The sequence below is a fragment of the Haloferax sp. s1 genome, from assembly GCF_058382125.1.
This window is the reverse complement of record NZ_JBZRPK010000724.1, coordinates 1-26,079: the sequence shown is the minus strand read 5'-3', so window position 1 is coordinate 26,079 and position 26,079 is coordinate 1. Positions and strand designations below refer to the sequence as shown.

Annotated in this window: 24 protein-coding genes; 19 read left to right on the top strand and 5 right to left on the bottom strand. The window is 59.1% G+C overall.

Annotated features, from left to right (window positions below):
- A partial coding sequence (locus tag QT222_RS21555; RefSeq protein ID WP_491478325.1) for a hypothetical protein occupies positions 1-512 on the top strand: 512 nt, incomplete at its 5' end.
- A 449-nt stretch (positions 513-961) separates the two neighbouring features.
- Here QT222_RS21555 and katG read toward each other — a convergent pair.
- On the bottom strand, positions 962-3,139 hold the full coding sequence (gene katG / locus QT222_RS21550) for a catalase/peroxidase HPI (RefSeq protein ID WP_491478328.1): 2,178 nt from the start codon (positions 3,137-3,139) through the stop codon (positions 962-964).
- A gap of 517 nt (positions 3,140-3,656) precedes the next feature.
- Between katG and QT222_RS21545 the strand changes: the two genes are divergently transcribed.
- The 11 genes from QT222_RS21545 to QT222_RS21495 all read left to right on the top strand — a co-directional run bounded on the left by QT222_RS21545 (position 3,657) and on the right by QT222_RS21495 (position 15,620).
- A complete protein-coding gene (locus QT222_RS21545; protein ID WP_491478324.1) occupies positions 3,657-4,355 on the top strand; it encodes a DUF4013 domain-containing protein in 699 nt (232 codons plus the stop codon).
- 154 nt (positions 4,356-4,509) lie between these two features.
- On the top strand, positions 4,510-4,749 hold the full coding sequence (locus tag QT222_RS21540; RefSeq protein ID WP_004059190.1) for a hypothetical protein: 240 nt from the start codon (positions 4,510-4,512) through the stop codon (positions 4,747-4,749).
- 193 nt (positions 4,750-4,942) lie between these two features.
- Positions 4,943-5,596 (top strand): helix-turn-helix domain-containing protein, encoded by a 654-nt coding sequence (locus QT222_RS21535; RefSeq protein ID WP_491478323.1) that lies wholly within the window; start codon positions 4,943-4,945, stop codon positions 5,594-5,596.
- 130 nt (positions 5,597-5,726) lie between these two features.
- Entirely contained in the window at positions 5,727-7,673 is a 1,947-nt protein-coding gene (locus QT222_RS21530; RefSeq protein WP_491478322.1) for an ABC transporter substrate-binding protein, read from the top strand.
- A 14-nt stretch (positions 7,674-7,687) separates the two neighbouring features.
- Positions 7,688-8,905 carry a CaiB/BaiF CoA transferase family protein gene (locus QT222_RS21525; RefSeq protein ID WP_004059183.1) on the top strand — a complete coding sequence of 406 codons (1,218 nt, stop codon included), beginning with the start codon at positions 7,688-7,690 and terminating at the stop codon, positions 8,903-8,905.
- Complete coding sequence (locus QT222_RS21520) at positions 8,898-9,755, top strand: HpcH/HpaI aldolase/citrate lyase family protein (RefSeq protein ID WP_491478321.1); 858 nt, start codon at positions 8,898-8,900, stop codon at positions 9,753-9,755. Before QT222_RS21525 ends, QT222_RS21520 begins: the two co-directional genes overlap by 8 nt.
- Positions 9,752-10,747: an ABC transporter permease gene (locus QT222_RS21515; protein ID WP_004059179.1), complete on the top strand. Its 996-nt coding sequence runs from the start codon at positions 9,752-9,754 to the stop codon at positions 10,745-10,747. Before QT222_RS21520 ends, QT222_RS21515 begins: the two co-directional genes overlap by 4 nt.
- 11 nt (positions 10,748-10,758) lie before the next feature.
- Complete coding sequence (locus tag QT222_RS21510; RefSeq protein WP_491478327.1) at positions 10,759-11,664, top strand: ABC transporter permease; 906 nt, start codon at positions 10,759-10,761, stop codon at positions 11,662-11,664.
- The gene (locus QT222_RS21505; protein ID WP_004059175.1) at positions 11,661-13,742 is read left to right on the top strand and encodes a dipeptide ABC transporter ATP-binding protein; all 2,082 of its coding nucleotides are present in this window, start codon (positions 11,661-11,663) and stop codon (positions 13,740-13,742) included. The genes QT222_RS21510 and QT222_RS21505 overlap by 4 nt, the downstream gene beginning before the upstream one ends.
- 22 nt (positions 13,743-13,764) lie before the next feature.
- Positions 13,765-15,141, top strand: coding sequence for a hemolysin family protein (locus tag QT222_RS21500; RefSeq protein WP_491478326.1), 1,377 nt, complete (start codon positions 13,765-13,767; stop codon positions 15,139-15,141).
- 32 nt (positions 15,142-15,173) lie between these two features.
- Positions 15,174-15,620, top strand: a complete 447-nt coding sequence (locus QT222_RS21495) for a universal stress protein (protein WP_491478320.1) — start codon at positions 15,174-15,176, stop codon at positions 15,618-15,620.
- A gap of 212 nt (positions 15,621-15,832) precedes the next feature.
- On the opposite strand, the gene QT222_RS21490 is transcribed toward QT222_RS21495, so the two are convergent.
- Positions 15,833-16,507, bottom strand: coding sequence for a hypothetical protein (locus QT222_RS21490; RefSeq protein WP_004059169.1), 675 nt, complete (start codon positions 16,505-16,507; stop codon positions 15,833-15,835).
- A 205-nt stretch (positions 16,508-16,712) separates the two neighbouring features.
- Here QT222_RS21490 and QT222_RS21485 point away from each other — a divergent pair, with 205 nt between their 5' ends.
- From QT222_RS21485 to QT222_RS21470, 4 genes are all read left to right on the top strand, one after another.
- Positions 16,713-17,486 carry a CPBP family intramembrane glutamic endopeptidase gene (locus QT222_RS21485; RefSeq protein ID WP_491478319.1) on the top strand — a complete coding sequence of 258 codons (774 nt, stop codon included), beginning with the start codon at positions 16,713-16,715 and terminating at the stop codon, positions 17,484-17,486.
- 175 nt (positions 17,487-17,661) lie between these two features.
- Complete coding sequence (locus tag QT222_RS21480) at positions 17,662-19,086, top strand: YjiH family protein (protein WP_491478318.1); 1,425 nt, start codon at positions 17,662-17,664, stop codon at positions 19,084-19,086.
- 187 nt (positions 19,087-19,273) lie between these two features.
- A complete protein-coding gene (locus QT222_RS21475; RefSeq protein WP_491478317.1) occupies positions 19,274-20,524 on the top strand; it encodes an ABC transporter substrate-binding protein in 1,251 nt (416 codons plus the stop codon).
- A gap of 64 nt (positions 20,525-20,588) precedes the next feature.
- Entirely contained in the window at positions 20,589-21,509 is a 921-nt protein-coding gene (locus tag QT222_RS21470; RefSeq protein WP_491478316.1) for a DUF7551 domain-containing protein, read from the top strand.
- A gap of 36 nt (positions 21,510-21,545) precedes the next feature.
- Here QT222_RS21470 and QT222_RS21465 read toward each other — a convergent pair whose 3' ends face one another.
- Positions 21,546-22,547 carry a lysylphosphatidylglycerol synthase transmembrane domain-containing protein gene (locus QT222_RS21465; protein WP_491478315.1) on the bottom strand — a complete coding sequence of 334 codons (1,002 nt, stop codon included), beginning with the start codon at positions 22,545-22,547 and terminating at the stop codon, positions 21,546-21,548.
- A gap of 134 nt (positions 22,548-22,681) precedes the next feature.
- On the opposite strand from QT222_RS21465, the gene fer reads away from it, so the two are divergent.
- The 3 genes from fer (at position 22,682) to QT222_RS21450 (ending at position 24,222) form a co-directional block, all read left to right on the top strand.
- Complete coding sequence (gene fer, locus QT222_RS21460) at positions 22,682-23,401, top strand: ferredoxin Fer (protein ID WP_004059150.1); 720 nt, start codon at positions 22,682-22,684, stop codon at positions 23,399-23,401.
- A gap of 89 nt (positions 23,402-23,490) precedes the next feature.
- Entirely contained in the window at positions 23,491-23,640 is a 150-nt protein-coding gene (locus tag QT222_RS21455; protein ID WP_491478314.1) for a thiol:disulfide interchange protein, read from the top strand.
- 108 nt (positions 23,641-23,748) lie between these two features.
- Complete coding sequence (locus tag QT222_RS21450) at positions 23,749-24,222, top strand: FKBP-type peptidyl-prolyl cis-trans isomerase (RefSeq protein WP_049917475.1); 474 nt, start codon at positions 23,749-23,751, stop codon at positions 24,220-24,222.
- 30 nt (positions 24,223-24,252) lie between these two features.
- Here QT222_RS21450 and QT222_RS21445 read toward each other — a convergent pair whose 3' ends face one another.
- Entirely contained in the window at positions 24,253-25,077 is an 825-nt protein-coding gene (locus QT222_RS21445) for an ABC transporter ATP-binding protein (protein ID WP_238547490.1), read from the bottom strand.
- Between the two features lie 59 nt (positions 25,078-25,136).
- Positions 25,137-26,079 (bottom strand): FecCD family ABC transporter permease (locus QT222_RS21440; protein WP_491478313.1); only part of this gene is annotated, 943 nt, incomplete at its 5' end.

Here is a 26,079-nt window from a genome sequence, read left to right as displayed (position 1 = left end):
ATATGGGACTGATAAATAAGATTCTCACGAAATATTTTGTACGTGGATTAGTACTGTCGGTGATTGGGGTCCTTCTCGCCGTCTTCGGATTAGTGTTCGGATTCCATGTCGGTGATATGGCTCTGGAGATGGTCAGTACAAGCGAAGCAACCATTGAGAGAATCCCCGAATCGACTGTACAGTCCGGGACACTACAACTTATAGGCCTTATGATAGCATCGGTCATCTTTATATTATTGAACTCAGTTCTTAGTCAGATTCCCATCGTGGGTTCATTCACCGGGTTCAATAGCTCAATTTCTGAGGCGCTATTCGAGACCGCGAAGTCAGTAGTACTCGTCGCCATTCCGCTAACAATCGTTTTAATTGTTTCTACAATCACCATTTGTGATCTGATGTATAAGGGTGGAGAAATCTCCCGCAAGATGCGGAATACAACCATATTCAGTACTATGACAATTTTCCCGATGGTGATGTTCTACCAAGTCGGTGTGGAGAGACTTACTATGTGAACTTGGCCCTCAGACGAAGCTAACCGGAGAGATACACGGTACATGGAACCTCTGAGGGAGCTCAAGTTCTGTCCCTCTAAGTCAATCGATAGCTATAATCTACCGCTCAGTGCTGAATATGCGCCCTGCATTCAGTACGGCTTCGACAAACTGTCACCGTCTGAGGGTTTCAACAGGGCCATCCGTTTTTATCCAGGCGTTCCCGAGGATGCGTCAAGCAAATATATCCACCTTCTGTCCGTCCCACACTCGACACAATCATAATTGTGGATGCCTTCCCACCTACTCGTTCGTTCCCATCGCTTCGACTCTGTTGAAAAGATCAGCGGAAACGTCACACACCACTACGTTCGGCACCGCTTCACGACTCGTTTACGAGACCGGACTGGAAACCGTGGCTCCACTCAATCGAGCGGTCGCACACGAGCACCAGTCCAGATACGCGCAGCTTATTCGAGGTCGAAGCGGTCGAGGGTCATCACTTTGTGCCACGTCTCTACGAAGTCGTGCACAAATTTCTCCTCGCCGTCAGCAGCTCCGTAGACTTCCGCGACGGTACGAAGTCGGGCGTTCGACCCGAAGATGAGGTCGAACCTGGTCCCTTTCCACTGGACTTCGCCCGTCTCACGGTCGCGTAGCTCGAACATGTCCTCGGAGTCCGAGACCGGTTCCCACTCGTAGTCCATGTCGAGCAGGTTCACGAAGAAGTCGTTAGTCAGCGTCTCCGGCTCGTCGGTGAAGACGCCGAGATCGGAGCCCTGGTAGTTCGCGTCCAGCGCCCGCATCCCGCCGACAAGGACCGTCATCTCTTCGACCGTCAGGTTCAGCAGTTCCGCCTTGTCCACCAGCAGTTCTTCGGGCTTCTCGTCGACACCGCTCTCGATGTAGTTCCGGAACCCGTCGGCTTTCGGCTTGAGTGCCTCGAACGACTCGACGTCGGTCTGTTCCTGCGTGGCGTCCGTCCGTCCGGGCTCGAACGGAATTTCCACGTCGTACCCGGCGTCTGCCGCCGCCTTCTCGACGGCCGCGTTACCGCCCAGCACGATCAGGTCGGCGAGCGAGACTCTGGTCTCATCAGACTGCGAACTGTTGAACTCGTCCTGAATACCTTCGAGCGTCTCCAATACCGTCTCAAGCTCTTCCGGCTCGTTCACTTCCCAGCTCCGCTGCGGTTCGAGACGGATGCGCGCGCCGTTTGCGCCGCCGCGCTTGTCGCTGTCGCGGTACGTCGATGCCGACGCCCACGCGGTCTTGACCAGTTGAGAGACGGAGAGGTCCGAACCGAGAATCTCTTCCTTGAGTTCGGCGGCCGCTTCGTCGTCGATGAGGTCGTAGTCTGCGTCCGGCAGGGGGTCCTGCCACAGCATTACTTCGTCCGGGACTTCGGGGCCGAGGAACCGCTCCGGCGGGCCCATGTCGCGGTGAATAAGCTTGTACCAGGCCTTTGCGAAGCACTCCTGGAACTCGTCGGGGTTCTCCTGGAAGCGCTCGAGAACCTCCCGGAAGTCCGGGTCTCGCTTCAGGGCGATGTCCGTCGTTAACATCATCACGTCTTCCTTCTCCGACGGGTCCTCGACACCGGGTGCAGCGTCGTCTAACTCGCCGCCCTGTGTAGTCCACTGCCAGGCACCGCCGGGACCCTGCTCAGGCCACCATTTGTACTCGAGCAAGTTGTCGATGTAACCCATGTCCCACTGAGTCGGTGTGGTGTTCCACGGGCCCTCGATCCCGCTGGTAATCGTGTCGGGACCTTTGCCGGAGCCGTACTCGTTCTCCCAACCGAGACCCTGCAGGTCGATCGGAGCTGCTTCGGGCTCGGGTCCGAGGTTGTCGCCGGAGTCTGCACCGTGGACCTTCCCGAAGGTGTGGCCACCAGCGATGAGGGCGACAGTCTCCTCGTCGTTCATCGCCATTCGGCTGAACGCCTGTCGGATGTTCTTCGCGGAGCCCTCGACGTCCGGCTCGCCGTTCGGACCTTCCGGATTCACGTAGATGAGGCCCATCACGGTGTTGCCGAGCGGTTCCTTGAGGTCGCCCTCCTCGTCGAAGCGGTCGGAGGAAGTCTTCTCCCACTCGTCCTCCGGACCCCAATCGACTGCCTTGTCGGGCACGTAGTCGTCTTCGCGGCCGCCGGCGAAGCCGAACGTCTCGAAGCCCATCGACTCCAGCGCGACGTTTCCGGCCAAGACAATCAGGTCACCCCACGAGAGCTTGCGGCCGTACTTCTGCTTGACCGGCCAGAGCAGGCGACGAGCCTTGTCGAGGTTCACGTTGTCCGGCCAACTGCTGATCGGTGGGAGGCGCTGTCGACCACCGGCCGCACCGCCGCGGCCGTCAACGGTGCGGTACGTGCCCGCGCTGTGCCACGCCATCCGAATGAAGAGCGGCCCGTAGTGACCGTAGTCGGCCGGCCACCAGTCTTGCGAGGTCGTCATTACCTCTTCGATATCCGCCTTCACGGCTTCGAAGTCGAGTGTTTCGAACTCCTCGGCGTAGTCGAACTCCTCGCCCATCGGATCGGTCTGACGAGCGTTCTGGTCGAGAATCTCCAATTTCAACTGATTCGGCCACCAGTCTTGGTCGGACCAATTCATGCTCGAGTGATTGTCGCTTTTTCCTGATAAAATTGTCTAATCCGAAATGAACACTTCACCGTAGACCAAGCAATCTTTTGAATTCGGGAACTTTTGTCAGTGTAGATTCGCACCCGTCAGCACGACCTCAGAAAACTGTCACCGGCCAAATACTTCAACAGGATTACCTCTCCCTGTTCAATCGTGAGTTTCAGAAGTCGTCTCTGAAACAACCTACCCAGAATCTCTGTTGGAATCTGCGTCACGAGTTTCGTAGCCTTGTGGTCGGTCCCGCTCGATTCTGGGAGGTAATACTGGAAATGAACGGGCCCCAAGTTCGGGATGGTCGTCGTCACGGTGTCATCCGGAATTGAACCTTCGGAAGTGACACACTTCACTCTGTACTCAAACCGGTTCATGACGGACAGCCGATGGTGTTAACGCTGTTTTTTGCTATAACACATCAATAGGTAGTTAGAATATGAAAAACATGATAGAATTGTTTTTCAGATAATATTGAATTATAATATACCGAATACTTAACTGGTGTGAAAATAGAAACCAGGGACGTATGCTTGAAGACGGTATTTCTTACCCCTTAGAAGGGGATAACGCGCTTGGTCGTATCGTAATTGGCTCTCTCCTAGTGCTCGGGAGTTTCCTCATCATCCCGATGTTCCTCTTATTCGGCTATCTTGTCCGTGTTCTCGGAGCGACTGCCAGTGGTGACCCAGAGCCACCAGCATTCGACGACTGGGGTGGGATGGCTGTAGACGGCGTGAAAGGCTTTGTCGTCACACTCGTATACGGATTCGTTCCGTTCGCTCTCATCGCAGTCAGTTTCGGAATCGGAATGGGGGGTGCAGGGACCGGTAACGACGCCGCTGCAGGAATTCTCAGCGGTATCGGTGCGCTTGGGATGCTCGTGAGCTTCGTCGCACTGTTCGTCCTCTACTACCTCGTCCCGGCCGCACTCACAAACATGGCTGTCGAAGGGGACCTCGGCGCTGCATTCGACTTCAGCCGTCTCAAAGACATTCTGCTGAGTGTCGATTACCTCGTCGCATGGCTCATTCCATTCCTCATTGCATTCGTCGCTCAGGCCGTGACCAGCCTCCTTGTAACCGTCACGTTCGGGCTCGGATTCATCCTCGTCCCCACGATTCAGTTCTACACGAACGTTGCCGTGTTCTACATGTTCGGACGAGCCTTCGGGAAAGTCACCGGTGTCGGCGCGCCTCAACAGTCGGCTACGACTGGGGTCGCGTAATCAGTTCACCTTCGAAGAATCACTCACAGCGGATTATTTTACGACAAGTCTGAGGTCGGACAGCGTGTTACTGGCGGGTGTGTCTGGAAGGGTGAAAAAGACTCACAATCCTAGACGTACAGGCAGTTATCCGAGTGCAGACCCAACTACGAGTATGAGAGAATATGAGGCGGTCTTCGAGATAGATTCAAAGGGTGATTCGTATGCTGTCCGACGTGTCTTAGAGCAAGTGTACGACACGATTCGAGAAGAGTCACGAAGCGTCCGAGAGGGGTCAGACGATGCAAGTGCGCTTCTCGAAGAGTTCAAAACACTTCGAGATGCAGCGAGGGACCCAGCGGAAGGAAAACTGACGATTACCTACAAACAGTACGACGACGAAGTCGACGACTGAAGTCAAAATACTGAGGGAGTTCTCTGAGGGGAGTAAGTGGAAGATATAGTGAAGCATCAAATATCTGAATTATACTGTGGCTCGGAGGAAAATGAGGTGAGCGTGAAGCCTATATACGCAAGGTCCAGTTCTCCCAAGCAAGGGGGAAACTGATATTCTTCGTGTAGAATTCAAAACAATTCCGACGGGGGTGATGGAGAAAATCGATGCACGGATAGACGACGTGCGGAGCATCGAGCTTGACAATGCCTTCTACGTGGAAGACGGAACGTGGATTGAATCACTTACCGTGTCGTCGGGGACGGATTTCGACCCGGCCACACTTATCGAGGACATTTCGGGAGTTTCGCTCTTCTACACACAGGAAATCCCAACTGGGCCGACAAACCTCACTATCTGCCGGCTTACCATTCTCGCAAACGAGTCGTATCCATTCATACTTGGGCTGGTTCTTCGGAACGAAGCGATTCCGAACCGGATTCTCCTCCAACGCGATACGTTCCAGGTCGTCATTACGGTTCGAAACTGGGACCGGTTCCGTGACCTGGCCGATAATATTCAAGAGACGCTCGGTGCATTCGAACTATTAAGTGTCAACCAAATTGACGAACCGGGAGAACCACTGGATAGTGGACGACTAACCGAAGTTCTGGTGACGAAACTCCCCGAGGAACAACTCGCAATTCTCGAAACGGCCTACAACAGGGGATACTTCGAAGTTCCGCGTGAAGCAAGTGCAACGGATATCGCCGAGGAGTTCGACATCGCCCAATCGACGATGAGCGAACGATTGCGAACTGCGGAACGAAACCTGCTCGAGATTATCTACGGACCACGCGAATCATAATCGGGCGCAACCCGAGCGATTCTCCGAAGTTACGAGCGAAATATATCTGCCCCCATATAAAGAATGAAGCCTATCATTCGCCATCGGGGGTATCCTGAATGTATAATGGTTAAATTGGGTATGCTGTAGCATGGCACCAAGCAACCATGACGAACGAACGGATGCAAGCGAGCAGGAGTTCTCCCGACGACGATACCTTGTAGGGGCTGCAAGCGTCGTTGGCGCGGCTACGCTCGCGGGGTGTAGTGGCACTGGGGATGGCTCAGGCGACGATTCAACACCGGGTACCAGTGTCGAAGAACAGGAACCGCAGGTCCCCGAGGGAACGCCGGAGGTCGTCGAAACTCAGTACTGGCACGACTGGGAGACCATCGATGCGGCCAACCCACCGCTCGACTACAGTGCGGCGGCGGCGGCGGGCTTAGACCCTCTCCCCGTCGAGTTTTCCAGCGAAGACGACCCGTGGATGCGCGAGCACGCGCTGATGGTAAAGCGGGCTGCCAACAGTCTGGGCCTCGCTGTCGAACTCAACGACCGCCCACTCAACCAGCTGTACGCCCAAAGTTGGGAGACTCCCGGCCTGGAGGCAATCGTCTCGATGAGCACCCACGGGCCGGACCCCCAGCGGGGCCTCGACCCGAATCCCTTGTTGATGCGGCGTCACAAGGACAGCCTCTCCAACTACGACAATTACTTCCATCCAAAACTCAACGACCTCCTCGACCGACAGCGGAAGGTCACGGGTGACAACGAAAAGCGCCAAGAACTCGTAAGTCAGGCACAACAGCTCTTCGCCGAGGACGTCGGTGGACTCATCACCCTCTTTCCGGACGTCATCACGGCAGTCAATACGAACAAGTGGAGCGGCTACGTCAAGACGCCGGGTAACGGTCCGACGGGGGATTCCTTCCGGTGGACGGAAGTCAACCTCCAGCCCGAAACCGACCAGACGACGTACGTCAAGGGCGTCACGACGTCGATGAACTCACTGAACCTGCCGTGGGCGGCAGGTGGCGCTGAAGAAAAGCGCCTGACGTTCGTCTACGACGGACTCTTCGATGCAACACCCGACTTAGAAGTCGTTCCTGCGCTCGCGACGGATGCGAAGTTCACCGACGACACGACCGTAGAGATGAGCCTCCGCGAGGGCGTCACGTGGCACGACGGAGAGCCGTTTACCGCAGAGGACGTCAAGTTCACTGTCGAACTCTACAAAGAACAGTCCTCGACGAGTCAGGTGCCGTTTTACGAACCCGTCGAAAGCGTCGAGGTACTCGGCGAGCACTCGGTCCGATTCAACCTCTCGACGCCCGACGCGGCGTTCATGACGCAGCGAGTCGTCCGTAGCGTCATCCTTCCCAAACACAAGTGGGAGAACGTCGACAACCCATCTCAGCACAACCCGCAGAACCCGGTCGGCACGGGCCCCTTCAAGATGCAGAAGTGGGAGCAAGGAACGCGATTCGAGGTGTCGCGGAACGACGACCACTGGCTGTTCGACGACGACGTGCGCGGCGAATACCTCGGCGACCAGACTGCGACTGGTCCCGGCATCGAGCGGATTATCTGGATCAACGTCGGCAACGTCGACTCCCTCATCGGCGCGCTTCAACAGGGGAAAGTCGACGCCATCGGAACGACGCTCTCGAACACGCAGGCGAACCGCGCTTCGTCCACGAGCGGTATCGAGAAGTCCGTCACGGAGAACTTCGCGCCGCTCGATACGAAACTGAATTTCTCCTGTCCGCTCATCCGCGACAAGGAGTTCCGCGTTGCCTTCGCCAAAGCAGTCGACGAGGAGAGCTTCGTTGAATCCGTTCTCGAGGGAAGAGCAACAGTTCCGAACGGCGAGAACCCGATTTCGCCGATTACGCAGTGGCACGAACCGGATACGAAGAAGTACGAAAACGACGTCGAGGGAGCGAAAGCCATCCTCCGCAAGGCCGGGTACACCTGGGACTCAAACGACAACATCCGGTTCCCCAACGGGGAAGCATGGGCTGCGTTCGTCGAGCGAGTTCAAAACGGAAACACCCATAAACGCCGGTCTGAGCTCGGTCAGCCAGACTTCTCGTGAGCGACGACAGCACAATGATTCCAGACAAACCCCTAGACGGAATTACCGTCGTCGACGCGGCAAGCCTCTATGCTGGGCCACTGACAGCCATGATGCTCGGTGATTTCGGTGCCGAAGTCATCAAGGTCGAACACCCCGAGTACGGAGACTCGCTCCGCGAGTTCGGTGACTACCCCGAGGAACTCTCGTGGAAGTGGGTCAACCGGAATAAAAAGAGCGTCCCCCTCGACCTCCACGAAGAGGACGGCCAAGAGATCTTCAAAGATCTCGTCGCGGACGCTGATGTCCTCGTCGAGAACTTCAGGCCGGGAACGCTGGAAGACTGGGGAATCGGGTGGGAGACGCTCTCCGCACTCAACGAGACCCTCGTGATGGTTCGCGTGACCGGATTCGGACAGACGGGCCCGTACAAGGACCGCCCTGGCTTCGGCACGCTCGTCGAGGCGATGAGCGGCTATGCGTACTCGACGGGACAGGCTGACGGTCCACCCACCCTCCCACCGACCGCGATGGCCGATTCCATCTGCGCACTCCACTCCACGTACGCCGCGGTGATGGCGCTCTACTGGCGCGATGTCCACGACGGAAGCGGCCAGTACATCGATTCGTCGATTCTGGAGGCGATGTTCGGGATGCTCGGCGACCACGTCATCGAGTACGGACAGAAAGAAATCGACCACGAGCGGTCGGGCAATCGAAGCAGTCGGACCGCACCGCGGAACACCTACCGGACGAAGGACGACCGCTGGGTCGCCATCTCGGGGAGTTCACAGAGCATCGCCGAGCGTATTCTCCGCATCGTCGGTGGAGAGGAACTGGCAACGGACCCCCGGTTTCGGACGATGAAAGACCGCCTAGAGCACGTCGAAGAACTCGACGCTATCATCGCGGAATGGATGAGTGAACACACTCGCACGGAGGTTATCGAAATCTTCGAGGAGCACGAGGCGGCCATCGGGCCGGTCAACAACATGGCCGATATCTTCCGTGACCAGCACTTCGCCGAGCGCGACGCGGTTATCTATATCGACGGCGAGGACGAGGAATCCATCCCAATGCGGGGTGTCTTCCCGAAACTCTCCGCGACACCCGGGGGAGTGGACCACCCCGGGCCGTCACTCGGGTCACACGCGCTGTCGACAATCACCGAACGAACCGACCGGTCCGAAGCGGACGTGCGGCGACTGGCGGCCGAGGGCGTCACGACACTCGGAGGTGAGACGCGTGACTGACCGCCTCCGCCGGACCTTCCTCTACACTCCAGCCGACGACTCCGGAATGATGGAGAAAGCACTCGGTTTGGACGCTGCTGACGCAGTCATCTTCGACCTCGAAGATGCGGTCCCGACCGAGGTGCTGCCCCAAGCCCGGACAAACCTTCAGACGGTACTCGGAGAGAGTTCTAGTCGAGGGATAGAGCGGTGCGTCCGTATTAACGGTCTCCAGACGCCGCACTGGGAAGCCGATATTGAGGCCGCCGTAACCGCCGGTGCCGACACAATCGTCCTACCGATGATTGAACAACCCGAGCAGACAGCCCGTGCTGTTACTGCGGCAGCGAACGCCGACGGCGACGTGCCGGAATTCATCGTGACGGTCGAGACGCCCCGAGGGATGTTCGCCGCCGAGAAACTGGCCACACACGCCAGCCAACTCGATGCTGTGACCGGATTTTCGTACGGAATCGGGGATTACGCACGGGCCGTCGGTGCGACCGGCACACCCGCACAACTCCACGAGTACGTCCGAAACGTGGTCATCAGTGCCGCCGCAGTCGGTGGGCTGGACCCCATCAGCACGGTGTATCAGGACTTCTCAGACGTAGAAGGGCTCCGCGAGCACGCTGCACAGGCACACGAAATCGGATATATCGGACAGAAGGCCATCCACCCTCGACAGCTACCAGTAATCAACGACATGTTCACACCAACAGCCGAGGAAGCCGAGGAAGCAGCGCGCTTCGTCGATGCGTTCGACGCTGCCGACCGCGACTCGATTGTCGTAGACGGTGTCTTCCTCGACACGGCAATCGTCGAACAGTACCGGACAGTCCTCACCCGCCACGAGGAGGTGACAGCATGAGCGACTTCCGGAGATTCCTCCTCAAACGGCTGGCCATCTCGATGGCTCTCACGCTCGTTGCGGTGTCGATTATCTTCGTCGTTCTCCGACTCCTTCCGGGGAGTCCGTTTGAGGCGCTCATCACCGCCGGAAACCTCAACCAAGAACAAATTGAGGAGATACGGAGCCTCTACGGACTAAACAAACCGCTCTTACAACAGTACCTCGCGTACCTCCAGAGCATCCTCTCGTTCCAGTTCGGTTACTCCATCCTGCGGAGTCAACCGGTCTGGGAGATTCTACGCCCCAAGCTGTTCAACACGCTCGTCCTGCTCGTTCCGGCGCTCGTCACGACGGCCGTGGTTAGCTCGCTGGCGGGAATGTACGCCGGGTGGAACCGCGGGAGCTACTTCGAGAAAGTAAGCATCATCACGACGACGTTCCTGCGGTCGACGCCGGTGTTCATCACGGCGATTATCTTCGTCATCGTGTTCTCGTACACGCTCGGACTCGTACCGGCGTTCGGGATGCGCGAAATCACCGCCTCCCCCGACGGGCTACTGGAGACCTACCTCTCGGTGGACTTCCTCTACCACTACATCCTCCCGTTTACCGTCGCCGTGCTATACTACAGTGGCGACTTCCTGTTGCTGGCCAGAAACGGGGTTATCGAGAAGAAGGGTTCGGAGTTCCTCAAACTCCATCGCGCAAAGGGACTGACGGAGATGGAGCAACTCGCCCGTGCGGGGCGGAACTCGATGCTCCCTATCCTGACGTACTTCGCGCTCCGTCTCGGGATGATCTTTCAGGGGCTCATCCTGCTCGAGGTCGTCTTCGCGTGGCCGGGTATCGGCCGCGAACTCGTCCTCGCCATCCAACAGCAGGACTACCCGCTCGTGCAGGCGGCCGTCTTCATCATGGCCCTCGCGGTCATCCTCGCCAACCTGGCTGCTGACGTGCTGTACGCGTACTTCGACCCGACGGTCTCGGCAAGCGGAGGTGAGTCGCTATGAGCACTGACGCGATGAACGGGGCGGTCGTATTCGAGCGCCTCGACCACTGGAAGCACGTCCTCGTAGACCAGCTTAGGTTCCTCCGCCGGGACAGACTCGCATTCGTCGGGGTCGTTATCGTCGCGGGGTTCCTCTTCCTGGGACTCTTCGGGCCGATGCTCGCACCCCACGACCCCATCGAACACGACATGGTGAACGCTGACGGGGCCATCATGCGCCTTGCGTCACCCAGCGCTGACGCACCGTTCGGAACGACCGCGTTCGGGAAGGACGTGCTCAGTCAGTTCCTCGCTGGGGCCAGACCGACGCTCATCGTCGGGCTGTTTGGCGGCCTCGGGACGGGGATTATCGGCTTCCTCGTCGGTCTCGTGAGTGGCTACTACGGTGGCTGGGTCGACGAGGTGCTGATGCGCATGACGGACTTGACGTTCTCGCTTCCGTTCATGCCGATGGCGCTGCTGTTGTTGACGTTCGTCACACCCAGCATCTGGCTTATCACCCTCATCATCGCGGGCTTCCTCTGGAAGATGCCGGCACGCGTCGTTCGGTCAGAGGTGCTTTCGGTGCGTGAACGGACCTTTGTCAAGTCAGCCCGGGCCAGCGGGGCGAGCGACCTGCGGACGATGTTGTTGCACGTCGGTCCGAACGTCCTCCCCATCGGGTTCCTCTACACGGCATACGGTGTCGCGTGGGCCATCGCGGCACAGGCGAGTCTCGCGTTCCTCGGCTTCGGTGATCCGACGATGACCAGTTGGGGACGAATGCTCCGCCAGGTGTTCGAGTCGGGGAACATGCGCATCGCCTGGTGGTGGGTGTTCCCGCCAGCAATCGGTATCGCGGCGATTACCACCTCGGTGTTCCTCATCGGCCGCGCCTATGAGGAAGTCATCAACCCGGAGATTCAGACCGAACAATGACATTACTCGATATAACAGACCTCAAGGTCACGTACAGTACGAAAAACGGGAAGGTACACGCAGTGAACGACGTGTCCTTTTCCATCGGTGAAGGCGTCAACTATGGACTCGCCGGCGAATCCGGGTCCGGAAAGTCGACGATAGCCGAGGCCTTGCTCGGGTTGCTCCCGGACAACGGCCAGATCGAGAGCGGTGAAGTCCTGTTTAAGGGACAGGACCTGACGACGCTCAGTCCCTCGGAACGTCGTGATATCCTCTGGGAGGATATCGCGTATATCCCCCAGAGTGCGATGGACGCGTTGGACCCCGTGATGTCCACGGGGGCACAGATCCGCCAGGCAATCCAGAAGCATCGGAACGTCTCGAAGGCGAAGGCCCGCGAACGCGTGAGGGAGTTGTACGATATCGTCGGGTTAGACCCGAACCGTATCGACGACTATCCACACGAGTTCTCCGGCGGGATGCGTCAGCGCGTCACCATCGCGATGGCACTCGCACTCGAACCAGACCTCATCATCGCCGACGAACCCACCACGGGGTTGGACGTTATCGTCCAGGACAAGATTGTCGACAAAATCCTCGAGATTCAAGAGCGGATGGATAGCTCGCTCTTGCTCATCACTCACGAGATCGGCGTCATCGCGGAGACGTGTGACGACCTCTCTATCCTCTACGGTGGGAAGGTGATGGAACAGGGGAGCGTTGACAACGTCCTCATCAATCCGACGAACCCCTACACGATGGGACTCAAGAACTCCTTCCCGGAAATCGAAGACGGCGGTGACCCTGTCTCGATTCCGGGCTCACCGCCAAATCTCAGCCAAGAACCATCGGCCTGCGTGTTCAAGGACCGCTGTCCGTTCTCCACGGCGGAGTGTGAACAGTCCCATCCCGACCTTGTTGATCTCCCCAACCGGAATCACCAATCAGCCTGCCACCACGTGAAAAAGGCGGCTCAGATGCGGCGTGACGCCAAGGAGCCCGAAACGTGGGGCATTGCTGACGAAGACGACGGCGACAGCGGGACTGGCGAAGTCGTCCTCGAGACGCACGACCTCGAAAAGTGGTACGAACAGAGCCAGTCGCTGGTGAGTAAGTTCCGTGGCGAGAACCCCAACTACGTCCGAGCAGTCGATGGCGTGTCGTTATCTGTTCGCCGGTCGGAAATCCTCGGCGTCGCTGGCGAGAGTGGCTGCGGGAAGTCGACGCTGGGAGAGACCATCGCGCTGCTGAAGCAACCAACTGGCGGGAAGATTACCTTCGACGAGAAGTCTCACGAGTACTACCAAGACGGGAACATGAAGGAGTTCCGTCGAAAGCTCCAGATTATCTTCCAGGACCCGTTCGACTCGCTGAACCCACGTCAAACTGTCCGCCAACTTGTCGGTGAACCGCTCACCATCCACGATTACCGGACAGACGAACGGGAGGTGGCAATTAAAGAAACGCTCGAAAAAGTCGGGCTGACACCAGCCACGAAGTTCCTCGACCAGTACCCACACGAGCTATCGGGTGGACAGCGCCAGCGGGTTGCCATCGCCAGAGCGCTCGTCGTCGACCCGGACTTCCTCATCTGCGACGAGCCAGCATCGATGCTCGACGTTTCGCTCAAGGTCAACCTCCTGAACCTGCTTCGGCAACTCGCCGACACCGAAGACATCGGCATCGTCTACATCTCCCACGACCTGGCGAGCCTGGTGCAGGTGTCCGACCGCCTGGCCATCATGTACCTTGGCCGCGTCGTCGAGACGGGTGACGTCGACCGCATCGCGAGACAGCCGAAACACCCTTACACGAACTCGTTGCTGTCGGCCGCACCGGAGAAAGACCCCTCCGTTGGGCGGACGCGCGTACTGCTGGAGGGTGAACCGCCGGACCCGGTGAACCTCCCGTCCGGGTGTACGTTCGCTCCCCGGTGTCCGAAAGCCTCGGACGAGTGCTGGCGTGCGGAGCCCGCCCTCACCGAGGCGGGCGATGCGGAACACATGGCGGCGTGTTACTTTCCGGAAGATGAGGTTGACCAACCAACCGTCGTCGACGAAGCCCGGACGCCCAGCAGTGAGAGCATGAGCGACTGACCGGATGACTCCCTTCGACATGATGACACTCGAACTGGTCCCTCCGTCGACCTTGACTTCCCTCGTGGCCGGAGAGCTACTTATGCAGGGCCTCGTAGCCAGAGAGCTACTCACGCTGGGTGGAATCACGGTACTCGCGAAACTGATGGTACTCTCGGCGTTCTTTTCGTCGTCCGAGATTGCGATGTTCTCTCTCGCGCAGCACCGCATCGACAGGCTCGTTGCCGAGGGAACACCCGGTGCCGAGACGCTTCAATCACTGAAGTCCGACCCGCACCGGTTACTCATCACCATCCTCGTCGGAAACAACCTCGTGAACATCGCGATGTCGTCGATTGCGACGGGGCTCTTCGCGCTGTATCTCACCCAGGGACAGGCTATCTTCGCCGCGACATTCGGCGTCACGGCGTTGGTGTTGCTGTTCGGCGAGAGTGCGCCGAAATCGTACGCCATCGAGAACGCCGAGCAGTGGGCGCTGTCAGTTGCTGGTCTACTGCGGCTATCTGAGTACCTGCTGTACCCCCTCGTGGTCACGTTCGACCGGCTAACTCGGGTAGTCAACCGGCTCACGGGGAGCAAAATGAGCGTCGAAACGTCGTACGTCACCCGAGACGACATCCAGGAGATGATCTTGACCGGAGAGAACGAAGGCGTCATCGACGCTGACGAGCGGGCGATGCTCGAGCGAATCTTCCGGTTTACCGCTACCATCGCCAAAGAGGTGATGACACCCAGACTGGACATCACAGCAGTCCAGCGCAGTGCCGACGTGGAAGAGGCAATCGTCGCCTGCCTCCAGAGCGGTCACCATCGGATGCCAGTGTACGACGGATATCTGGACAACGTCGTCGGCATCGTCGAGTTAGGGACCCTCGTCCGTGAGTTCCGGTACGGCGAGAGTGACCCTGCGGACCTCGACCGTGTCATCGAACCGACGTTGCACGTCCCAGAGAGCAAAAACGTCGATGACCTCCTCGCGGAAATGCGGCGTGAGCGGGTCGGGATGGCCCTCGTTATCGACGAGTTCGGCACGACGGAAGGTCTCATCACGAAAGAGGACCTCGTCGAGGAAATCGTCGGCGAGATTCTCAGAGACGAAGAGGACGAGCCTATCGAGACCATCGACGAGTCGACGCTGCTGGTACGGGGAGACGTGAATATCGAGGTCGTAAACACCGCCCTCGGTATCGACCTTCCCGAAGGACAGGAATTCGAGACGATTGCCGGTCTCGTGTTCAATCGAGCAGGGCGACTCGTCGAGAAAGGAGAGACCTTCACCCACGAGACGACCGAACTCCGGATTGAGCGCGTCGACAACACGCGTGTGAAACGAGTCCGAATCAGCAAACAGTGGGAACACTCGACCACCGACGAACAGACCACACCGGCCCAGAGTTGAATCGCCCGAGAAATACCCAATCAAAAACACCCATGACAATACTCGCAGCAATCGGAGAGGAACAGCATTCACAGCACGTCGTTTCGGTCGCGTACGACCTGGCAGAGACGTACGGAGAGACGCTCGTCGCGTTGCACGTGGTTCCGAAAGAGGAGTTCAATGAACACAAAGAGGCAATCAGAGCCACCCCTGGGTACGCCCACTTCAGCCTCGACCAAGAAGAGAGCAGCGGGGCCGAGTTCGCACAACGGGTCGTCGAAGAATCCCTCGACGACTTCGACCGGGACAAAGTCGAGCCGCGGGGACGGGTCGGCACACCAGCGGACAAGATACTGGCCGAAGCCGAGTACATCGACGCGCGGTTCGTCGTCATCGGGGCGAAACACCGTTCCCCAGTCGGAAAGGCGCTCTTCGGCAGCACGGCCCAGAAGGTTCTCTTGAATTCGGACTACCCGACTGTTACGACAACGGACAACTGACTAGACTGTCGGTATCGAATTCGACGGTTAAAGAACTTCTTGGTCCGAAGCCCTACGTCCAGCGAATTGAGGGATGTGAACCGCCTCAGAGTCGAGTCAAGGGGAATCGAAAAATTCCTGTATCCAGCAAATCGCAGAGCGATTTTCGAGACCCCGAGGCACTCGCCTTGCCCATCTGTAGAAGCTCACACTCACCAACCTTCACCACCAACTCAGAACTGGTCCCAGAACGCCCGAAACGCCGCGGACGGGTCAGTCGCGACCCACCGGAGCGCCGGAAGCACGTCGTACTTGACGGCTCGAACGCCAACGATTGCGAGTCCGCTAAACAGGATTCCCGCTCCGACGATACCGGGAATGCTCCCGTACCCGTTAGTAAAATCAGGTGCGACGACAGCGAGTAAACTCACGAACACCAAGAGTGCCACCCCGATTTTCAGAAGCGTGTCTGAAAGTCGCTTCCACCGACTGGGTCGGTACTCGTCGGCGAGTTCGGTTTCAATCGTTCGACGCCAGTCGTCACACGTTCGGAGTTGTACATTCTCCAGAGACTCCGTTTTCTCGTCCGTTGCCGACCGCTGTCGTTCCTGTGCAGTCTCAATCATCGCATCGCGGTCGATGTCGGTGAGAACGCGAATCCGCTCGATTGTGAGATATGCGTCCGCCAAATCGGACCGCAGTTCTTGGTTCGCCCGGTCTTCAAACGCTAACTCGAATTGCCGGTCCGGATACGTGACTAACAGGTCGAAATCGGAGACTCCGGCGGCGATTCGAGTCCGGATTTTTCGCTCGTCTCGTCGCCGCTTCGCCGGTTCTACATCCTCGAACGCAGACTGCACGCGCTCGCGTTGCGTCCGGGTGAGAAGAGAGGAGACGGAGTCTGACATGAGCGTGGGTTTGTCGAACAGAATATATCAACCTATTGTTGAATGGATTTCACCGACGGCGCAAGTCGGTCAAACCGGGTCAGAACAGCGGGTGTACGACCATACACCCACCACGAATATCCGCCTATACGCCCGTATACGGGCGGAAACTGGCTAAAAACGTCTTTGGGGTCTATAGCCGACCACACGGTACCGACAGGCGTCAATGTCACAAATCAGTGACTGGTTTTCGAATGTGCGTGGACGCATCGAACCACCGAAACGGTTGCAGGCGCTGCTCGGGGCGGTCGGAATAGCCGTCGGCGGTGCGCTGTCGTCGTTTGTCGTCTTCATGCTGTTTCGACCGGCGGTGTCGGGGGTGCTACAGCCATCGTTTCCGGCACTCAGTACGCTCTTGATAACGAAGGGTGCCCAAGTTGGGTTCGGCTTGTTCGTGGTCTCGTATCTGGGGCTCACGCGTCAGTGGGACGAATACGTGCACTTGCGCCGACCGACTGTCCACGGCGCGGTCTGGGTCGTCATCGGCAGCATCGGACTCGACATCATGGTAGCAGTCTCGAAACTGGTGTTGCCGGTTTTCGGACTCTCACTCGGCGTACTCAGTGGTGCTGGTGCAGATGGGATGGACGTCGGCCTCGCTACGTGGCCGGTCATCTGGCCCGTCATCTTCGGTGGACTCTACCTGTTTCCCGCACTCCTCGAAGAACAGTTCTTCCGCGGACTCGTTCAGGGACGGCTCCGCGACAGTTTTCACCCAGTCTCGGCGGTCGTCTTGGGGGCGGGGCTTTTCGCGCTCGTCCACGGATTGTACGGCATCGCTGGCGGACCCGAGTTCCTCGCGACGTACCTCATCCACCTCTTCGGCCAAGGACTGGTGTTCTGTCTGGTCTACGAGCGGACGGATAACCTTCTAATCGTCGCACTGGTCCACGCGATTTCGTGGACTAACAGCGGGTTCCCGTTTTTCGGACTTCTCTGACGGTGAATCTGTAATTCCGCGTCGAGTCCGCTCGTTGGGTGTCGGCATTCGGTCGAGTCTCGAAGAAACACGCTGCGGTTCAGATGTGAACCAGAACCAATCTTCCATTATTATTTAAACTATACTCCGTAGGGAGATTGCAATGCTATGCGATACATTATCAAACATACCCACAATGGCAACAGAGCAAGAACAGACTTGGACGGTCGAAACAGAACAGCGCACAAAGAGCATCGAAGAGTTGGACCTCCACGAGATACGCGGCCAGCCCGTTTTCAAGTTCGTCACTGCGTTCCTGATTGGTGCAGTGTTCTTCCTCGTTCCCGTACCGTATCAAGGCGAGTTGACGGTTCCGTTCGACATCGTAGTGAGTACAATCACGGAGACGTTCCCCACAGCGGTTGGCGTGTACGCACTTGCGGTAATCGTCGCCGGTGGGGTGTTGACCACTGGAGCGAAGATTGGTGACGGGACCGTTTCCGGATACGACCTCTCGTACTTCGAGACGTCGACCGCATTCTGGATACTTCGTCTCGCGGGCGTCCTCGTTGCACCGCTCATGTTCTTCAAACTCGGACCGGCGTGGCTCCACACCCCCGGAACTGGGGGCCTCATGTGGGGGACGCTGGTGTACAGCGTCGGCGTCATTATCCCAATCGGTGCGGTGTTCATCACCATCTTCGTCGAGTTAGGTGGACTGGAGTTCGTCGGGACACTCGCTCGCCCGGTGATGCACCCATTGTTCAAAATCCCCGGACGGGCGGCGCTGGACAGCCTCGCCTCCTGGGTTGGTTCGTACAGTGTCGGTCTGTACGTCACCCGCAACGTGTTCGAGCAGGGAGGCTACAACAAACGGGACGTCTTCACCATCGCGACGTGTTTCTCGACGGTGAGTATCGGGTTCGTCGGCGTCGTTGCAGCGACGCTCGATATCCTACACCTCTTTCCGGTGGTCTTCGGGGCGTACTTCGTGTGTGTCATCGTGACCGCGGCAATCTTGGTTCGCATCCCCCCGATTTCGCGTGTTCCCGAGGAGTACATCACCGAACCCGACCCGGAAACGGCATTCTCCGGCTCACTCAACGAGTACATTCGGCTAGCGCTCTCCCAGGCAGTCGAGAAAGCGGATCAGGGAGAGACGTTCCTGGAAGCGGCCAAGCGTGGGTTCGTCGACGGGCTGAAACTCACGATGCTCATCCTCGGGACTATCCTGACTGTTGGGCTTGCGGCGACGCTGCTGTCGGCAAATACGCCTCTCTTCGATATCCTCGGCCAGCCACTGACGCCACTGATTGCGGCGCTCGGGATTCCGAATGCGGAGACGGTCGCACCGGCAACAATCGTCGGTATCACCGAGATGTACGTGCCCGTCCTCCTGGTCACTGGAGCGGCACTCAAAGCCAAGTTCTTCATCGCCGTGCTGGCCGTCTCTCAGCTCATCTTCTTTTCGAGCGTCGGCCCGATGACGATGGATATGTTCAGCGACGTTCCGATTCGCTTCCGCGACCTCGTCGTCTTGTTCGTCATGCGGACCATCGTCCTCGTCCCGATGATTGCGGGCATGACGCACCTCGCTGCGGCTGTCGGCCTTCTCGGCTGAGAGACGACACCGCCGCGTTTCGGTCCCCGTTTGCTCTGTTCCGTTTCCAAACCGTCTCAGTGCCGACGCTTCGCGTTCAGAGCAATTCCAGAAACGCGGCTACGAGTTTCTGCTCAGTACGTCGAAGGTAGTTTAGGCTATCCTAAAAACCGAAAAGGTCAAACCGATTTAGGTTAGCCTAAACAACATGCAGGGTGATGCGATGAACGAGACGGAACCGACGCGCCGCGCGTACCTGAAGTACGCAGGGGCGGTCGCCGCCGGAGGCCTACTTGCTGGCTGTACAGCAGATGGGAGTACCGAGGCCCAGGAAACGACGACCGGCGAGACGGCATCCCCGGAAACAACCGAGTCCGAGACTGAACAGACGACCGTCAAACCGGCGGAGTCCTACTCGGTGTCGATGGCCCCCGTGGGAACTGTCGAGTTCGACGCACCCCCGGAGCATGCAATGGTCGTGTTCTCCCACTACGCCGACATGGCCGTCGCGCTGGGACAAAGTGAAACGGTCGAGTCGCTCTACGCACCCGAATTCGCCGGGAAATCGCTGGAGACGTTCTATGCTCGCCTTGACGGGGTCTCGCTCGAATGGGACGGCCTTCCCGACCCGCTTTCCGACGGCGTCGACAAGGAGATGCTGTACGAACTCGACAGCGACGTTCACTTCGTCGACCCCTCCTACGTCGTCGAAACGCAGGACGGGTGGGACACCGACGATATCGAGGAAATCGCCGACAACGTCGCCCCGTGGTTCGGGAACTACCACAGCGGCCTGACCGACAAGCCCGCAGCGGCGTACGTCGACAACTACCGCTATTACACCCTCTGGGAACTGTTCGAGAACGTCGCCGCAGTGTATCAGGAGCGACAACGCTACGAGGCGCTTCGGGCGGTGTACGACGACGTGGTGAGCGAAATCGAATCATCGCTTCCCCCCGAACCGGAACGTCCGACTGCGGCCCGCGTCACGCTCATCGACGATACCTTCTACGCGTACAAGTTGAACGCCCCCGGATTTTGGCACGCGGACACACGACCACTCGGCGCGACTGACGCGTTCGCCGATATCGACTGGGACGGAACGTGGGGTATGTTCGACTACGAGACGATGTTAGAGACCGACCCCGACGTTATCTTGCATCTCTGGGGAATGTCGCCGGGGTACTACATCGACGACATCCGCAAGCGAGTCGCGAACCACCCGGTCGGGAGTCAACTATCCGCGGTGCAGAACGACCGCTTTTTCGCCGGTGGTGTCCGCTTCCAGGGACCGATTACGAACCTGTTCCAACTCGAACTGACGGCAAAGCAACTCTATCCCGAGGTGTTCGGCCAGTGGCCGGGATACGTCCCCGGAGAGCCGTACCCGGAGATTCCCGAAGACGAGCAGTTATTCGACCGGAAACGGGTCGCCGACATCGTCGCTGGAGACCCGTAGCAAGCAGAAAGGGACGAAGCAACTGAACAGCACAGCACACAGCAGACCACGATACAAAATCGAAATGGTCGGAACGACACTCATTCAGATTCGAAACCACATCGAAACGCTCGCCGCTGACGAGGGTGATTTCACCATCGTCTGTGGACGAACAGGAGAACGGCCGGTACCAACCGCAGGACTCACGTTCGGGGACCGTGCGACCGCCGAAAACGCCGTCCGGGCGGCGACGCAGTATCGCTCCGCACTTCGACGGTACGACCCGCAACTCCCGTACTACGACCTCATCGTGACGCAGGACGGCAAAGAGCGGCCGACACCCGCTCGCAGTTGGGGCAGTGCTCTCGACGAAGGGCACATCGGCGCGGCAGCGGTCGGAAATCCAAAGGAGGAGGGTGATCGACCCGAACGCATCGAGTTCTGTCACAGTGTCGCCGCTGCGGTGTTCGAAGCACTCAGTAATACCGGACACAGGACTGTCGAGACAGCAGTCATGGACGCGTACTTCGACCTCGCGGAGACGATATCGAGTCCGGACGAACTCTGTTTGCGTCTCCTCGAGAGCATGGCAACAGAACTTCACGCGCACCTTGAGTCGGCCGAGCAGGCAGACGTGCTTGCACGCGCTGCATCCCGCCTTCCGACACCGCCCGAATCGGCGGACTCGCTGGAGGCGACGCTCGGCGAGATGGAACGACTCGGACTAGTCGGTTCCTACTCGTGTTCTTCGTGGACGACGAACCCCGACGACGGAACAAAATCGGCTGACATCACCCTCAAGGAGTATGCACTCTCAGCGCGGAATGGTCGTCTACCGGCGTTACCGGTCGTCCTCGACCTCTATCGTCGACGAGGGCCGTGGAAGCCGATTTCGCTTCACGTCACTCGTGCCGACGGTGGATGGCGTGGAAGGGTCGCGGTGTCGACAGAATCGGAAGGGGTCGGTCTCGCAAGCGTCCCGATACACCCCGGCGTCCCCGAATGAGTCACAGTCGGCCCCGACTTCGATAGCCGCGACTACTCACGGACGGAACCCGCGAAGGAACCCCGTTGCGAGTCCGCCGCCGCCGAGCGAAACGCCGAGTTCGAACGTCCGCACGACGAATACAGCAGCAGCAGCGCCCGCCGCCGGTGCACCCGTGGTGAGGACGAGCGCACCGGCCAACAGGACATCGTACGTCCCGACGCTCCCCGGAACGGGGACGATACTCACCGCCTGTGGAAACGGAATCATCGCGATGATTGGAATCAGGCTGACTGTCGTCCCAGTGCCTGCGAGCGCAACCCAAATCGCAACCGCAATCGTCAGTTGTTCGATGATTCCCCCGAGCGCGATGAGTCCGAGCAGTACCGGTGCGTTCCGAAAGTACACCACTCGTTCCCAGAACTTGTCGACGGCTTCAGCAACGGCGGCTCGGCCGTAGGGCGTCTCGTGATAGAGACCGGACACCGCGCGGACAATCGGGGTGAGTACGATGACAAGGACCGCAGAGAGAAGCGCCCGACCCCAGACGAGTACGGCACCGACGACGCTCAAGACAGCAATCGCACTGGCCAGCGTCAGAAGCACGAACGTCGGCGTCAAACCACCGAGTAGGAGAATCCCGGAGAGAACAGCCGAAAACAGGAGTTGCGCCACTGACCTGATGTACTTCGCGACGCCGCGAACCCCCAACGCCTCGCTGTAACTCGTCCCGGTCTCGACCCCGAAAAAGTGCGCCATAATCGGCTCGGAACTCACCGGCCCGGCGGGGCTGAGCACGTCGAAAAAGTCGCCCGCGAAGGCGAACTGCACGCTCTGCCGTGGAGAGAGACCGTCGCCGAGCGGGCGAACAGATGCCCAGACGGCGATTCCATCGACAGTAGCTTCGGCGATAGTCAACGCGAGGACGACCCAGACGGCCCACGGCGCAACCCCTGCCACACGCGCAACAACCGCTTCGGGACCGACGTACCAGAGGTACGCCGCTAGCGCGCCGATTCCGAGGGACCCACCCGCGACGAACCGAACCCCGCGTCTCACACCTGAACGCAGGTGTTGACAGTGTAAAAGCCCGCCGTGGGAGAATGAGATAGAGAGATTCGTTCGAGTACTAAACCACGCGGAGACGGCCGATGGCCGTGGATTTATGCTCACGAATTACTACTAGCCCCGATGTGGACACCCCGTTCGAAATTCTCCGACTCGACCCGGACGCAGACGAGGACGAACTCGTCGATGCGTATCGCAGGCGGGTGAAAGAAGCACACCCGGACCACGGCGGCTCGGCCGACGAGTTTCAGTTGGTTCGAGCGGCGTACGAGGCGATTCGAGCGGGATACGAACCCGGAGATGGAGCGGTCGAACTCGTCGATAAAGGCGGCCGTGGTGTGAATATCGACCGCGAGACAGACGCCGCCAGAGAAGCGAATACCGAGCAGGATGCAGCCGAAGATACCGAACCGGACCGACCGGGTACACGAGTCGAGTATCTCGACTACGACGTGCTCGACGAACACGGCTGGTCGCTCACCGACGAGGACCTCTTCGAGAAAGCGGCCGCCGAGGGGCTGAGCACGGACGTATACGGCGAGGTGTTCGTCGAACCGCGGACCTGCCTGCTCAAGGCCGCCGAAAACGACGGGCACAGTTGGCCCTACGCCTGCCGCGGCGGCGCGTGTGCGAACTGTGCAGTCGCCGTCGTCGAAGGCGACATGGAGATGCCCGCGGACCACATTCTCTCGGAGGAGATGATGGACCACGGCATCAGACTCTCCTGTATCAGCCTCCCGACGACTGACGAGGTCAAAGTCGTCTACAACATCGAACACCTCCCCGGACTAGACGAACTTCGACTGCCGCCGCAACACGTCCGAAAAGTCCGCCCGAACGACTGAGTCGCGGGCTATACACGCGGGAACCCGGTTGTGCACGTTGCACGCCCTGCCGCGGCTGAATTAAGCTTCGAACGCGTCCGTACTCTGTAGTGACACGCTGGTTCGCCCGTCACACGACCCCAATCAACCGACTGACCGGCGCGGTCATGCTGGTCGTCAGCGTCTACTACCTCCTCATCGTCTTCGACGTACTCGGCGTGGCGAGTCAACTCGAAGGGACCTACATTACAGTTCGCTGACGGAAAACGTGCCGGATACCGCCGCATTGGGGGTGATTAATAGCGTACGGTTCTCGCGATTCTGCGTCGATGACGACCTTTATGCACGTCCTCGAACGACGCCCCGATATGGCAATCGAGTCGGGAGACCGCGTCGCTATCGCATACGTCGGGCGTTTCGAGGACGGGACCGTCTTCAACACGTCTCGCTACGAGGTTGCAGTCGAACACGGCCTGTTCGAAGCCCAAGAGCGGGACCGAGACGACTACGCCCCACGGTCGTTCGTCGTCGGTGCCGGCGAGATAATTCCCGGTCTCGACGAGGCGGTCGTCGGAATGAGCGTCGGCGAAGAAGCAACTGTAACCGTCCCACCGGAAGACGGCTACGGCGAGTTCGACCCCGACCGGGTTCGGACGTACGCCCCCGAGACGTTCGAAGGGATGGTCGGAGAAAAAGCGGAAGTCGGCTTGCACGTCCACGCCGAAAACGGACTCCACGGCGACGTCGTCGCCGTCCGAGAGGACGCCGTCGAAGTTGACTTCAACCACGAACTCGCCGGGAAAACGCTCGAATTCGACATCGAAATCGTCGCGGCCGAGTGAGCGGTGAAAAAGAAGACTGACGTCAGTCGCTTACAGCGAGTGTTTCGGGATGATTTCCGGGTCTGGCGTGTAGTTGACGGCGGCCTCGACGCGGAACACGTCGGCGAGGAGTTCTTCGGTGACGACCTCCCGCGGCGGGCCCCAGTCGTATAGTTCGCCGTCCTGCATGGCGACGAGGTAGTCGGCAAAGCGCGCCGCCTGTGCGATGTCGTGGAGAACGACCGCGACGGTGACGCCGCGTTCTTCGTTGAGTTCTCGAACCGTCTCCAGCACGCGGAGTTGGTGGTGTAAGTCGAGGTACGTCGTCGGTTCGTCCAACAGAAGCACGTCGGTGTCCTGTGCGAGCACCATCGCAATCCACGCGAGTTGGCGCTGACCGCCGCTGAGGTTGCCGACCTGTTTGTCGCGGATGTGCTCGACACCAGCGAGGTCGATTGCGCGTTCGACCGCGGCGCGGTCTTCCTCGCTGGTCTGTTCGAAGAAGCCGCGGTGGGGGTACCGGCCGTGATAGACGAGGTCTTCGACGGAGAGGGACGTCGGCGAGTCGTGTTGCTGCGAGAGCAGTCCGAGTTCCCGCGCGAACGCCTTGTCGTCGTACTCGTCGATAGCGGTTCCGTCGAGGTAGACGCGTCCCGCGTCGGGCTCAAGTTGCTTTGCGAGCGACTTCAGGAGCGTACTCTTTCCCGACCCGTTCGGCCCGACGAGCGCCGTAATCTCACCGCTCGGCACGTCGATACGGTCGCACTCAACGACCGGTTCCTCGCTCGTCGGGTACGACAGTTCGAGGGTCGAACCGGTGAGCGCGCTCTCGGGGCGCTCGCTTTCGGTAGCGTGTTCGCTCGTCTCGTCGGTCATGATAGTCTCGACCGAGTGCTCGTCCGCTTCGTCGCGTTCGTCAGATTTCAACTTTGACATCACACTTCACCCAGGTTCTGCTGTTTCCGCATGAGATAGAGGAAGTACGGGCCGCCGATGAGTCCGGTAACGATACCGACCGGCAACTGAGTCGGACTGAGCGCGAGGCGCGCGCCCACGTCAGCGGCGACCATCAACGCCGGGCCAGCAAAGACACACCCGACGACGAGGCGTTTGTAATCACTTCCGACCACGTTCCGGACCACGTGCGGGACGACCAGACCGACGAACCCAACGATACCTGCAACCGCAATACTCGCGGCGGCAGCAACGACGGCAACGCCCGAAAGAAGGAATCGGACCTTCTCGATAGACATTCCGAGCGAACGGGCGGTTTGCTCGCCGAGGAGCAGCACGTTCAACTGTCGGGAACTGATGAGCGCAATCGCCACGGAGGCAATCGACCACGGAAGCGCCATGCGAACTTGCTCCCAATCGGTTCCCGTGAGCGAACCGGTCGTCCACGCGATGGCGGACTGGACGACGCCGATGTCGTCGATGAAGACGAACAGGCCCGTCTGGAGGCTCTGGAAGATGGTTCCGACGATGACGCCAGCGAGAACTAATCGAACCGGCGACGTGCCGTTTTTCCACGCGATAAGGTAGACGAGCAAGAACGCAATCATCCCGCCGAGCGCCGCCAGAATCGGGAGGAAAAACGATAGCCCGGAGAAGACGACGAGCGTGAGGAGGATGAGTAGTCCGGCACCCGAGGAGACGCCGAGGACGAACGGACTCGCCAGTTCGTTCCGGGTGACCGCCTGGAAGATGGCACCGGAGACCGAAAGGTTCGCGCCGACGAGTATCGCCACGAGGACGCGCGGGAGTCGGATGTTCCAGACGATGAGCGTCCGCTTTCCGAGCTCCGGAAGCTCACCGCCGAAGAGGAACACCTGCCAGACCTGCGGGTCGAAAATAACCGCGGGGTCGAAGACGGCACGC